Origin of the sequence: [Bacillus] selenitireducens MLS10 (genome assembly GCF_000093085.1) — a bacterium.
In the GTDB taxonomy this organism is placed as follows: Bacteria; Bacillota; Bacilli; order Bacillales; family Salisediminibacteriaceae; genus Salisediminibacterium; species Salisediminibacterium selenitireducens.
In genome coordinates this window covers 917,795-932,326 of record NC_014219.1, presented here as the reverse complement: position 1 = coordinate 932,326, position 14,532 = coordinate 917,795, and the positions used below count along the sequence as shown (strand labels likewise).

Here is a 14,532-nt window from a genome sequence, read left to right as displayed (position 1 = left end):
ATTTACATCCGTTCACTTATTCAAGATAGCCGGTCTGATCCATACTCCTGTGTACAAAAACAGAGAAATCAGAACGCTTGATTGGATTATCCGAACCGAAACGGTCATCTCCAATCCCTTCAGTGATACCGGCATCATAGAGTGCCTGAACAGACTCTTGGGTGGATGCTCCTCGGTCTGTAAAGACAAAATCTGCTGACTCCTGTTCAAATGAAAAGGCATTGGCAATGATCACAGCCATCTCTGCGCGTGTAATCGTATCTGAGACACGGTACGAACCGTCCGCATAACCTGAAGTAATTCCTTCTTCTTTGAGCATATTGACAGAATCATAATACCGGCTTGAATCGGGAACATCCGCAAATGGGGTTTCAAAATCCGTTCCTTCGGCAGCTTGTCCAGTCTGGTCAACCAGTCCCATCCCTCTTGCAAGCATCAGAGCGGCCTCACCGCGCAAGATATTGGCATCAGGTCGGAATGTTCCGTCAGGGTATCCCTGAATGACACCGTAATCAACGAGTGGATATACCGCAAATCCCGCACGGTGATCAGGATCGAAGTCAGAGAAAGGGTTCTCAAATGCTGTTTCACGACTTCCTGTCGTAAACTGTACCCTGATTTCTTCATGAAGGACTTCATCCGCATACACAGTCCTGAGGCTCTCTTCCGGAAGTAACAGCGTATACGTTTCTTCTTCTTCAAAGGACCTGCTCGGATAGATCAGCATCTCATTTCCAGAGAGCTGCACGTATATACTCACCTGTTCGCCATTTACATCCACAACCTCAATCTGATCGTAACGCTCACCTGAATCGATCAGCTCATTAAATGACAGCGTCAGTGGTCCATTGGGATCAACGCCCCGGACGGTTGCAGGCGATCGAAGTTCGACTGCCTCAACCTCACCTGTTGTTTGCGAGACCGCATCCGTCACCGCTTCATTCTCCATCCAGTCACGTGCCTTTACAATCAGTGAGACTTCCGGTACGGCGATATCGTCTCGGTTCAACGTTGTACGGAAGATCCCCCCATCATGCTCATCCATTGTCAATACGAGGCTGTTCATTGGATCCCGTGTATCCGTCACATTGAGCAGAACCCTGCTCATCTCAATGTTATCCGTCACCTCTGCTTCAACCGTAATGTCATCGCCCTCGACCATGAAGCTTGAATCATGAATCACCGGGGGTTCAGTATCATGCACGAGGACCGCTTCTTTTGTTGCAGACTTCCCCGTGCCCGATGTCACAGAAAGACTGACCTCATTTTCACCAGGTTCGAGATGATCTCTGATCTCCGCCTGAAGTGCCCCTGTCACAGGCTGATAAAACAAATTATCACCTTCAGCCAGAGAGACATCCGCACCGTTTACGTCCAGATTGACAAAATCCAAATCAATTTGACTGATCCTGGTACCAATTTCCGTTTCCAAATACGTCTCATCACCGATGTTGCTCAGAGTCAGATCATTGATCACCGGATCCCATACATCGACAGCCACGAGATATTGACCCGGTTCAGTCACAACGGCTGTTACCATATTTTCATCGGTGTCCACCTCGCTCTCAAGGGGAACATAATAACCTTTTTCTTCGTTCCAGTGATAAATCGCAAACTCATCTGTTTGATCCTGATAGCCATATTGATCGACTTTAGACTGTTCATACTCAAGAGAAAGCTCAACTTCCCCATAATTCTCAAGCTCATCACCGTCCTCATCAATCAGATGATACAGATAGATTTCGCTGATGATTGGTGCCTGCCCTGTTGCGGTCTGAGCGGAAAAGAAGCTGAACCCGGAAGCAGCGTCAGTCACCGTAGTTAAGACACCGCGAGCTGTAGAAGCAATTCCGCTTCCAACGCTTTTCACCGTCGCTTTGCCCGATTCCCAGACATACTCTGCACCATCGGCCAGTGCCTGCACAGTTGAATCAAACAAGTGAGAGACAGCATCACCAACGGCATATGCATACTCATCAAGGAGGTTCGTCACATCCTGCCTCTGCCCATCGATATACGTATCATCGTCATACCGCTCAAGGACGATCTCTCCAAGCCCGGACTCAAATACACCGACGTCTCGGGTGTATTCGATTTCATCAGCCCCTGAAAAACTGGCACCCAATCCCACTTTGGGGCCGACAGAAATAGCCAATTCCAAACCTAAATTAACCGATTCCTCTTCCTTTTCTGAGATCTGCCATTCATAATGATCGGCAAAGTTCATCGCCTCACCTTGAATCCGATCTAAACTACTCAGACTAATCCTGTGATTATCCAAAAAACCATGAATGGCTGGAACGTTATCCTTTAGGGTCGTAAGTTCCCCGGAAGGATAGACGTTGGTCTTTTTCAGGAACGAATCATGCCCTGTGACGAATCCGTTTTCGGAGGACGTCTGAACCGTTGAATGCCAGGTTAAATCCTCAATTACTGAGCCTCGCTTCGTCAAACTCAAGCCTGTCTCTTCATGAATTCCATCACTGTAGACGTTGCTATCCGAACGTTCCAAATTAAGGTTCACCGGACTGGTATCAATTTGATTTTTAATCTTGCCAATGTTATAACTTCCGGCCAGACCCCTGACTACGGAGTGTTTTACCTCATCACTGTTGAAATGATGCTCAACCTGTTTATCGTATGTCATATCAACACCAATATTTGACTCGAACATCGTTGCAGCACTCACATTTTCTGTAAAGGGAAAATCCACACCAATCTCGACTGAACCTCCAGCTGAAGCCGCCCCGCCGTATCCACCGGTTTGGGAATACTCTCCTTCCAAATCGACATTGTCCAGCAAGTAATTATAGACAATTGCCCCGACTGCATTTCTAGAATTATTAACAACAGCGGCATTCAGCATAAACAGAAAGGATTCCATTAGCTGCTGATTATACCGTTCACCGTCACGATCGTTAAATGAATCGAAAGTGGCCGAATATCCATGACTGACAGAGCCGCTGGCATTTGACTCAATGCCGGCACCTGCCTTCATTGTCGGTGTATTTTCACCGCTAAGGATTGATGCTCGTAGGCCCGCCTCTCCTCCAACACCAATTTCGTTGTTTACCCTCTGTTCTAACTTGAGATTATAGACTTCCCCAATGTTTTCATAGTTGAGCATGGTTGAAGAACCTGCCCCAAGCTTAAGAGCAGCTGAAACTGTATTAATTTCCACTAGGTTCCCTACCTTCAACGAAGGCGCACCTACACCCACCTGACCACTCATTTCGGTTGAAAGCGAGAATGTCTGATTAAATTCACGATCTCTCACCTGAACCGGGAACGTAGCGGTGTCTTCAGGCCACTGATACTGAACGTTTTCGAACTTAACACGCTGGAGGTTCGATTCGAACAGCGGATCTGTTTCTACGGCAAACATGCCCTGTTCATTGGTCTCAGCCATGCGTACTTCTTCCTGCCCCTCAAAGCGGTACTGAATGTTGACACGTCTCACAGGGACACCCAGATCGTCAAATAGCTGATAATAGCGAACGGCACTCCCTCCCTTCATAACAGTCGAAGGCGTATATTGCGTAACAGGATAGAGTGTTTCGACAGTCACTTCCCTGCCCCGTTCAGTATCCATCAGCCACTCAAGCGTGTTCAAGGTCAGCTGCCGGTGATCATTATCGTCAAACGATACATTGGCAAAAATACCTGAATCACCCAATACCGCGACCTTTCCTCTTCCAAATTCTGATACTGCTGCCACTGGCATTTTACCGCTCAAATGGCTGTCATTTTGCTCCGAGTACCAGCCCTCTCCTGAACTCCACGTCTCCTCATACCATGTTGTGGCCGGGTCGAGCCATGCATCCTCCTCAGAAAACGCAACCGGCACCGCAGGGGGCGATACATCCAAAGCTGTTCCCCAGTTGTAGTAGAACTCATTTACCCCTGACATCGTGACATGCTCTTGGATATCAGTAAAGAGCGGCAACCCCCTTCCATTCATTCTCGAATGGGAGAAGCCTTCAGCTCTCTGCTCTTCCTGAAACAACAGTCCCTTTTCGATTTCAATACCAAACGGTTTGGCAATCTCATTCAAGGGTTCATTGTAAGGAAATCCGCCCTCTGACGACATCTCGCCGAGGATCCACAGTCCACCACCCTGCCGGACATAGTTGTGGACGGTCCGGACCTCACTATCAGAAATATGAGCCCTCGAGTTTGAAAAGAAGACGACTGCATCATAGTTCCACAGCTCATCCAATGTAATTTGAGGTAATGCCTTTTCCTCAATTATGTAATCATTGACTTGCAAGTGATTGGCGAGCTGTGAAAAGCCCCGCCATTCTTCATTATAGATAGAGGAATGAGAATTTCCTTCTTCAAGAATCAATAGTACACTCCGCCGCCTGTCCCCTTCGGAAGCCGTTGTTACAACCGGTTCAAACGGTTCATACATTTCGTCTCTGTCTGATTGTGACGCTGTCTCTGGTCCTTGTCCTGCAGCATCAGCCGCACCGGGATTAACAGGTAAGACAAAGGATAGAAACAAAACAACAGTCAATAGGAATAATTGGATTTTTTTTAGAATATACATACGTCACCTCATTTATTTTTTATGATTGTCAGTCCATGGCTCTCCAAAATACCCGTCAGCTTTTGCAGGGCTTCCTGATTTAAAATTTTTACATCGAACGAAGTCAGCTTCCTCCCGTTTTGGTCGTAGAAAGAGAGCCACCAGGACCAGGAGCGATGATCGCCCACAACAACTTTCTTTTCCTGCTGATACATACGAACACGATCAACCTTATGGAAGGAGACTGATTCCACAGACCCTAAAACAGGCTGATAGTTCAGTTTGCTCTTGTTAAACGCCACCTTTTCCCGACGGGAAAGCAGAAATACAACTCCTAGCAGAACCAACATGCCACTTCCGGGTACAAGGACAATCAGAGAGTTTCCTGCCACAGTCGAAAACATTGCACTCGCGACACCAACAATCAATACCGCAAATAGAAACCATAAAATTAACGTAAGGTTTGACCGTCTGCTCACAGTCATACATACACCTCCTTATCAAAGTAGTCCTAACGGTCACCTTTTTTTGTAGAAAAGCGCAATTCTAATCATGCTTAATGTCTTTTTACATTCATATTTCTTCAATTTGTTTATATATTTTTACACAAATAATCATACTTCTCTCATAAGCAGTTTTCAATATCCAATAAAGGAAAGGGTTCACATTCGACAAAATTCCCCAACGAAACATATGTCTCCTTCTTTATTTTAATTACATCAAAAGTCTTCTATAAACCCTTATAATGGATGATAATGACCAAAAATGATAAAAGAGTTGACTTAAACAGAACTGTTCATCAAATGAAACTTTAGGTGCGGTTATAAAGAATCATTTATTGGTTCGACATAATCATTTGCATTAACGATGTACACCCAAGTTTTTATCCATATTTAATCCTACTTGATCCTCTTGTACTTCATTTCCATCATAAAAAAGACACAGTGTTGTCAGCGCGCATAATCAAACGAAAAACGGCCAAATTCAAAAGGGATAAGGATGTCCAAGCACCCTCTCTCGCAAAGTTAAGATAATTAGAGAGCAAATGATCAAACTTTTATAGTTAAATGAGGTCAAACATAAACATATGATAATCCTACAGTACTCTGATAAAGGACCAAAAACCCCCTGAAACAAAAGGTTCAAGGGGCTGTTAAAGAACATCAAACTATTTACTCAAAGAAATTGGTCGAATGAATGAAACTTCATTTACAGCCATCTGCTCTTATTCCATACTGCAATACAAGAAAACGGAAAAATCACCACTGATAATTTGAGCCTCAGAATCAAAATGAGTGTCTTTCTTTCCTTCTTTAATACCCCATCATAGAGCGCCTGCACAAATCCCTGGGCACTTCCGCGACTGTTATCAAAAGAATACTCGGCGCACGTCATTTTAATAAACAGTTCCACTGTCCTGATATCTCTATTTTTATGCAAGTGAAATTGAGCCCGGGAAATCCACTTGTTATCATTCAATCACAAAGGTCTTTTGAACGCCCTCAAACAGCGCTTCTCCGTCTTTCGATTTCAGTGAAGCTTCGACAACAAGCCGGTATCGCTCCCCGGAGACGTACTCTTCAACCGGTCGCACCATGAGCTTATCACCATCCTTCTCCACCGTGACGTCCACCTGCCTGTGATGAGCATCAAGCACATACACATGACGTTCAAGATCGTCGTTCAGTGGCGCCTGATTGAAGGCAATGGTCCACTCTTTATCTGGCTCAACTTCTTCTTCACCAAAATCCGTATAGACCTGATCGTTGATCATCGTCACAAGGGCCTCGTACGTGGAGCGGTTGCCAGCACGATCTTGCGCAACAATCGTAATGTCGTCTCGGACTTTGTCTGTTTCAACTGTCAGTTCAAACAACCCCTCATCCGATACAGACGCTTGCTCGCCATTCACAAACACATCCGTCCCGGCTTCGGTATGGCCGCTGATATAGACAGAATTGCTCTCGATCGTTGCACCGTCTGCAGGTGTATCGATATGAAGAAGCGGAGAGAACAAATCTGAATGAATCGCGTAGCGTTTGACAGTCTTGTCACCGCGTTTATTCACGGCAATGACTTCAACATCATTCGTCCCGAGATTCAATTCAATATTGAGGGCCAACGTTTCCCTTTCCGGCAACTCCAGGTGCTCATCGTTTACGATCACTTCGAAATTAACGGACTCACCGGATTCGCCTTGGAGCTGTACCTCTGCCTGATCTGTGTAATAGACCTTGCCATCCTCTTCTTCAAACGGATTCAGAGAACCGCCATCCACTCGCAGATCAACCGTGACTTCCGGCGGTACAGGCGTCGGGATATGAAGCGTCACCGGATTGGAAGGCTGACTGAAATGGAACATCTCGTCTTCCTGACCGTCGTTACTGACTGAAACAGCGACAACCACGGCACTGTGATCTGCATCAAACGGCCACCCCCGAACCTCGGCCTGCGTTTCGTCAGCAGTCACATACACACTGTCCTCATAGTCCAGCTCACCATCCGCAAGCTTGGCAACAAGATAGCCTTCGATCCCGTCATCCGCAGATTCTGACCAGGACAGAGTGGCCTTTCCATTCCCGATATCGTCTATCACAAGTCCTTTAGGAGCTTCTGGTGCAAGAAGATCCGTCAGTACAAAGGAGCGCTCCGCATAGAGCCAGTCGGGCGCATTGCCTTCACGCTCTGCTTTCGCAAACAAATAGTAATCCCCTGTCATCATCCCCTCAGGTATGGAGAATGTCTCTTCTCCTTTTACGTCCAGTCCTTCGGCCATGAGGTAGCCCGTATAGGAATCCCGGTCATCACTGATGTAGAGGCTGACGCTCGTATCCGGCGTATCACCGCCGTCCCACTTAACAGACAGGTGCTCGTCCGATACGGTCAGGACTTCGACCTCCTGCATGGAAGGATCCAAATTGACATCGATCACCGTCACGTTAAATACCTCGTTAAACGAGCCATCCCGTTTGACAGTCCAGTCCCCGTTCTCAGGATCAAGAATGGAGACATAGAGCCGTTCCTTATCTTCATCCAAAAGTGCATTGCCCTCTTCCTCATCGAAATTCAGCTCATAGTCTCTCCCATCAGGACCCACAACACTGAACCACTCCTCAGAACGGGCGTTGGTGATTTCCAAAAGAACCGCTTCATGACTCTCAAGAGGTACATCCACACGCTGGTCTTCCATACTGAAAAGTGAGACCTGGTGCTCATCCATACCGTGCGTCCCTGTCGGCGAGAAGTTATCTCCCAATATGACGCGATTACCTTCATACTGATTGACCGACGGAAATGCATGAGATTCTGCTATCCCGACGGAACCGTCTTCGAAATTGACTCTTATTCCGATTGGTATCCCTACAACAGTCACGCTTCCTGTGATCGAATCATCATCAATATCCATTCGCACTTCATTGAAGGTTCTCCCGCCGATGATTATCCAATCCTCTGGCGCCTCTACCGCAAGTCTGCCGTATCCATTAAACGGAGTCCGTAACGGTTTCTTCATCTCTGTTTCTCCCTGCATGAAATCCAGTACATTCAGATCTCCTTTGGCAAAAAAGCCATCGCTCCGGTGAAACTGAGACTCTGCAGATGCAAGTTGGAAGTCATAAATATTCAACCTCCCACTGGTTTTGATGTGCATATTTGATACATTGGCCGATAAATCATTGGCATTAATCAAACGTTGACCCTTGAATTCCGGACTGAACATATCTGAAATGGACATGCTGGCACCGAACGTCGTTCCATACTGTGGATCCATACCCGTCAGGTTGCTTAAGCTGCCGCCAATCTTCCCAATACCAAATCCAGATTGGCCAAGCGGAATCGGTCGTGTTGGAGAACCACTGATAGTCACGCTGTCCAGTTTGCCGTGCTTCATTCGAAAATGCGCTTCTACTGCACTTACTCCAACATTAAACGTACCCAATCCCTTGACTTCGCCACCCCCGCCAAACAATCGCTTTTGATAATTAAATACCAAATAGCTGTTTTCTATTCCAATCGGGCCTGCTTTGAAATCAGGAGCGTTAACTTTCGTATCAAGGAGGAGACCATCATTAAGCGAATAGCCTAATTCATTAATGTCTACCGTTACTTGATCCCGAAACCCCGGAAATTGATAAAGGGTAACCTCTCCCTCTATCGACAATCCCGATTTGTGGATTTGCATTTTATTCAGATCAATCGATACTCCCTGAAACCGAATTGACCTAAAGTGACTCAGATCATTGCTGTCGAAACCAGGAGAGTCACCATCCAGTTCAAATTCTCCTTCGTACAGATAATAGTTATGGCCGTTCGCAGTGGAGACATAGAACACACCATCACCTGTGAGTTTATCTTGAAGTAAATCAATGGACGCATCTCCTTTAAAATAGAGAAAATCATTGATGGATAACGTCCCTTCAGACTTCACTTCCACAGTTTCGCCAACCTCGATGATGTTTTCGAAATCTCCTTTAATCCCGAGCTGACCTATGGTAAGAGAATCGTAGTTCGCCTCCCGATCAGCCACCTCATCATCAGAATCATTGCCTGGCTCTTCATCCCAAGTCGGGGAAGTAACACCTGACCCAAAGAAATCGTAGTATCCGCCAAATATGACCGGACCGCTGTTTGAGTTCACGCGAACCTCTACCTTACCTCCTGCAGGAACAAGGATGGAGGAGAAAGACGTATTCTCACGACTTCTCGCAAGACTTCCATCATTCCTGTAACTGTCATAGGCATACTCTGTATTGTCTGAACCAATCGTGCCCGTTTGAATACGATAGCTCTGTTGGCCACGATTAGTGAATGTATACTCACCCCCTGCATCCAGCCTTACTAGATACAATGCTGGTTCCTCCACAGAAGCATCTTGGAACATGGTTTCGAAACCGCTGAACCGGCCGCTCTCACTGTCCTCTGCAAGGCTTACATAGGCTGTTCCACCTGCCGGAATATAGATATTCACTGACGAATTCCGTCTTTGTCTGTAACCCGAACCATCTTCTCTGTATACGGCATAATCATAACGCAAATCCCCATCACCAGCAGAGCGGGTCTGTATGCGATAGGCCCGCTCACCGGAATTGTGAAATGCATGATGAGCCCCTGCTTGAAGCGTAATATGATTCAGAGCAGACTCATCCATCGGGTCACCTGCGAAAAAACGGTAATACCCGCTGAAGGTGACAGGGGGACTCTCCTCCGTCGGAGTCACGATCGCTGTCTCACCCGCTCGGATCAAAATACTCGCATTCGTATTCACCCTTTGTGTACGTCCGCTTCCGTCTTCCTCGTACACGGCGTAATCATAGCGCTGGTCATTACTATAGGTCGCACTGCTTAAGAGTCTGTAGCTGGCGTCGGCACTGTGATTTACGAACTCGTAGCTCTCACCCGCTTCCACCGTCATATGATAGAGTGCCGGTTCATCCGTTTCCACGCCGTCGAAAAAGCGGTGATACCCGCTGAAGGTAACAGGGGGACTCTCCTCCGTCAGAGTCACGATCGCTGTCCCACCCGCTCGGATCAAAATATTCGCGCTCGAATTCACGCTTTGTGCATATCCGCTTCCGTCTTCCTCGTACACGGCGTAATCATAGCGCTGATCATTACTGTAGGTCGCACTGCTTTGCAGTCTGTAGCTGGCGTCGGCACTGTGATTTACGAACTCATAGCTCTCACCCGCTTCCACCGTCATATGATAGAGTGCCGGTTCATCCGTTTCCACGCCGTCGAAAAAACGGTGATACCCGCTGAAGGTGACAGGGGGACTCTCCTCCGTCGGAGTCACGATCGCTGTCTCACCCGCTCGGATCAAAATATTCGCATTCGTATTCACGTTTTGTGTACGTCCGCTTCCGTCTTCCTCGTACACGGCGTAATCATAGCGCTGATCATTACTGTAGGTCGCACTGCTTTGCAGTCTGTAGCTGGCGTCGCCACTGTGATTTACGAACTCGTAGCTCTCGCCCGACTCCAGCGTCATATGGTAGAGTGCCGGTTCATCCGTTTCCACGCCGTCGAAAAAACGGTGATACCCACTGAAGGTGACAGGGGGACTCTCCTCCGTCGGAGTCACGATCGCTGTCTCACCCGCTCGGATCAAAATACTCGCATTCGTATTCACCCTTTGTGTACGTCCGCTTCCGTCTTCCTCGTACACGGCGTAATCATAGCGCTGATCATTACTGTAGGTCGCACTGCTTAAGAGTCTGTAGCTGGCGTCGGCACTGTGATTTACGAACTCGTAGCTCTCGCCCGACTCCAGCGTCATATGGTAGAGTGCCGGTTCACTTGTAGATGCAATGGAAACACTCGCCTCATCCCATTCTACGGTAACGTTGCCGCTGTCAGAACCTATCGTGACGACCGCCGATCCACCCGACGGAATCGAGATGCTCCTCGTTGCAGATGCGCCTTGGCTATGCCCCTGGCCTTCCCCTGTATAGACCGCATAATCGAAATAGTCACCATTAGATGATGAAGCATTTGTACGAATCCACTGCTGTTCATTACTTTGATTTTCTATAATATAGCTCGATCCTGGTGATAAAACTTCTTCGAATGAGTTCTCCTCATCTTCAGCATAAACCGCGCCCACACTCATCACAGTGCTAAACAGCGTGATCAGCATCATCATAAGAAACCCGGAAAAATTAAATAATCGCATCATATCCACCCTTTTGTTTATCGTATTTCGGCAAGGATACCCACACCTCTTAGCGTAAGTGCAGGTGGGGGAGGAATTGCCGTTGGCAAAAGTCAACACCTTGCCTTCCTCCCTTCGTATGATTAAATAATCGTAAGAGAAAACCGTTAGGCGACTCGTCACTATTGAAACTTTTCTCTACATTAACCAAAATAAGTAATTCGTAATTACTGAAGAACTTCATCCAATCATTCAACAACTGAAGACTGAATTTCCTCTGAAATTACCCACATACGAAAGAGCAAAAGCTAAGATTAATGTTTCGACTGGTAAAAAATCTCCATATACAAAGAAAAAATTTGTAATTAAAACCTTTATTCATGCACTTTTTCTACTGAGCATATGTACTCGAATATGCAGTAATACTAAGTATCTTAACGTTAATCGATGTGAATTGTTTTGCCTCAATCAGAAAAAGACCTGTCCTCACCACACCCAAGGAAAACAGGTCCTTACATACAAACAGTTAAAACATAATATGCTGAAGCTGATTAAACAAAGACCCCAAAACAGCCACAAAAACGATGAAGATCACAATTGTCGTTCCCACAGTTGCAATGATTGTGCCATAGAACGGATCCATTGCTTTGTCATTGTTCCGCTGAACAGAGAAAATCACCGAAAAAACAGACAGTGCTGCCGATGCGGTTGCAAGTGACATAAACAGCGTCGATAAAAACCCTAACTGCACAAGCCCCGTCAGAAATGCTGATGCAGAAAACAGTAGTGGCATGGCCATAAGGGAACCCATGCGATTCATCAAATTCCCGTAACCGGCTTCCGTACGCATAATTTTAAATGTTACAAACAAAACGAGCGTGACCAGGAAGAATAAGATCACCCATCCTGCAAACATCCCGACAACCGTTGAGAAAAAGGGAACATCCACAAATCCGGAAGATGCCTGCTGCAAAGTCAGAAAAGAGCTCAAGGCCAAAAACAGAGAAAATAGCATGATACTGATTAACCCATTCGTCATTTTATCTTCTTTCATCGATTGTGCCTCAAAAAAGGGGGCCTTCAGCTGCCTTTTCAGCACTTGAAAATAGGATTTCGACAATTCTTTCCCCTTCACAACATAATCATTCTGCGCAACTGACTGTATGCTGCTTACAGAACCTCCCGAGGATATCGCCTCTTCCTGATTGGAACCGCCCACTGGCGTCCCACATTCTCCACAAAAACGTGAATCTTTCGTCATTTCACTTCCGCAATTTGAACAAAACATTTTCACTTCATCCTCTCTGTTATTAAAATCAAACCTCTTACTCTTTTTTCAAGCTGAACGTTTTATCATTCACAGCGATTCGCTCCATAACTGCTCGGTCGATTCCAGCTCCAGCAGATAATAGCCGTCGTCCGTCAGTACCACCTTATACTCGGTAAGGAATTTCGCCTCCCTCGAACGGTCTTCATCATTGTTATGGATAATGTACAGGTCTTCCGTCTTTACAATATAGATATCTTCCTCACTGCCTTCACTCACGCCGATGACGTCCGACCCTTTAAACTCCTGCGTAATATTTCGTCCACGCAGGTAGTCAATGTAATCTGTTACAGTTTTCTTATAGGCGCCAGCATCTTCATGAATCATGCGAACGGCTCTGCTCTTATCACCCCCATTAATGGCATTGACGTTGTCATCATGGAAACCATTGATTAGTTCATTGAGGTACGCTGTTTCATTCGCCCGGTAAGACGCTTTACCGTCCATAGTTTGAAGCTCTTCAAGATAAGCAAACTGTGCCTCTTCATCATAGCTTCTGGTGATCCATTCGCCACTGAATTGTTCGTTCGTTACCCACAGTTCCTGCACACGCCATTCATCGTCATCACCAGGCAGGATCAATACGAGTTCATAGTCTCTCACAGACTCTTCGCCACCGGTCTCGTCCGGCGACTGCCATGTTTCGCGGTAAGGAATCGTGACTTGCCAGAACATATCCTGTTTTCCTTCCTGTAAATAGGCCTCTTCCGGAATGAAACTGATTGCAACCGGAACCTCATTCACCTCCGAGACATCGGAGTAATCATCGAGAAAACGTCCTGCATCAAGCTCAGCAAAACGCATATCCATCAGTTCCTCTGCAAGATCTTCGCCTACTGCGTATTTCAACTCAATCTTCGACTCATCGAGAGGTACCGGCTCAGAAGCCATTTCACCAAAAGGTGTATCCGCCACTGCATGGAGCATCATACCTTCATCATACAGAACACGGTCGAAAAACGTTTCGCCATGTTCGAGAGTAATATCCATGACTGCATCATTGACATACAGTTCAGCCCCTGAAATATGCGATATTATTTCCAAGGCCTCCATATGAAGAGGGACTTCAAGCCATCGGCCATCGTGGACGACCGTCTCCTCAATTTCATGACGTCCAAAAGCCATATCGATTTCGACGGAGAGATCATAGGTGCCAAGGTATTGAGGGCCAAGGCTGTAAATCCCTGTGCTGACTTCATAAGAAGAGACTTCCTCTCCGTTCAGAGACCACGCCACATCTTCATAGTCAAGCCTGACTTCCATGTCCAGTGGATACAAGACAGCCGCATAGTCATCGAAGATCATCAGCTTTTTCCCCTTCTGCTCAAGAGCTATAGGAATATCAGACGAAAACGTATGATCCTCACCTGCGATAGCCTCATTTTCCCGATACTGTAACGCTGAAAGGTTCATGTCATTTTTCACTTCCTCGAACAGAAACGGATCCTGTAACATATCGATCATCAGTGTCAACTGATGATCTTCAAGCTCTTCCCCATCAGCTCGGACCAAATAGTCTCCCAACCTCTCTTTATCGCCCTCTGCAACAGCGTCAAAGATTCCTTCGACAGTTTTTTCCGGTGTGAACTGAGCAGTCATCACCTGATACGAGCCAAACAGCAGGGCAACACCTGCAACGGCGACACCGATGGTTGCTTTCTTTTTCTTTGAGAGGGGTTTTTTCGTTCTCGTCGGCGGTTTCGGAGACTGTTCCTGTAAGTCGGATGACATGCTCTCCTCTTCTTGGATCTGTTTTTCAATTCGAACTTCCTCGCCTTTATGTTCTGGTTCAGGCTTTCGCCCATCCAACAACTTCACACCACACTGCGTACAGACTTTCTGCCCCTCCTGAACCCCAGTCCCACATTGATTGCAAAATTTCATCGTTTTTCGGCAAGGATACCCCACCTCTTGGTGCAAGTGCAGGTGGGGGAGGAATTGCCGTTGGCAAAAGCCAACACCTTGCCTTCCTCCCTTCTGTTGTGTTCTCATTTAATAAAGAAAGATCCCGGCTTCACGGCCGGG

At 46.6% G+C, this 14,532-nt stretch carries 5 protein-coding genes and 1 pseudogene; all 6 read right to left on the bottom strand.

Features of this window, described 5'->3' with window-relative positions:
* Window positions 1-16: 16 nt before the first annotated feature.
* Window positions 17-4,552 (bottom strand): S-layer homology domain-containing protein, encoded by a 4,536-nt coding sequence (locus tag BSEL_RS04340; RefSeq protein WP_013171787.1) that lies wholly within the window; start codon window positions 4,550-4,552, stop codon window positions 17-19.
* A gap of 8 nt (window positions 4,553-4,560) precedes the next feature.
* The gene (locus BSEL_RS04335; RefSeq protein ID WP_013171786.1) at window positions 4,561-5,016 is read right to left on the bottom strand and encodes a hypothetical protein; all 456 of its coding nucleotides are present in this window, start codon (window positions 5,014-5,016) and stop codon (window positions 4,561-4,563) included.
* Window positions 5,017-6,002: 986 nt separating this feature from the next.
* Window positions 6,003-11,204, bottom strand: a complete 5,202-nt coding sequence (locus BSEL_RS04325) for a fibronectin type III domain-containing protein (RefSeq protein WP_155522698.1) — start codon at window positions 11,202-11,204, stop codon at window positions 6,003-6,005.
* Between the two features lie 502 nt (window positions 11,205-11,706).
* The gene (locus BSEL_RS04320; RefSeq protein ID WP_232970493.1) at window positions 11,707-12,234 is read right to left on the bottom strand and encodes a hypothetical protein; all 528 of its coding nucleotides are present in this window, start codon (window positions 12,232-12,234) and stop codon (window positions 11,707-11,709) included.
* Window positions 12,235-12,402: 168 nt separating this feature from the next.
* Window positions 12,403-12,468, bottom strand: a pseudogene (locus BSEL_RS18335) (zinc-ribbon domain-containing protein); the annotation flags it as partial.
* 69 nt (window positions 12,469-12,537) lie between these two features.
* Window positions 12,538-14,316 carry a TcaA NTF2-like domain-containing protein gene (locus tag BSEL_RS04315; protein ID WP_177304810.1) on the bottom strand — a complete coding sequence of 593 codons (1,779 nt, stop codon included), beginning with the start codon at window positions 14,314-14,316 and terminating at the stop codon, window positions 12,538-12,540.
* Window positions 14,317-14,532 lie beyond the last annotated feature (216 nt).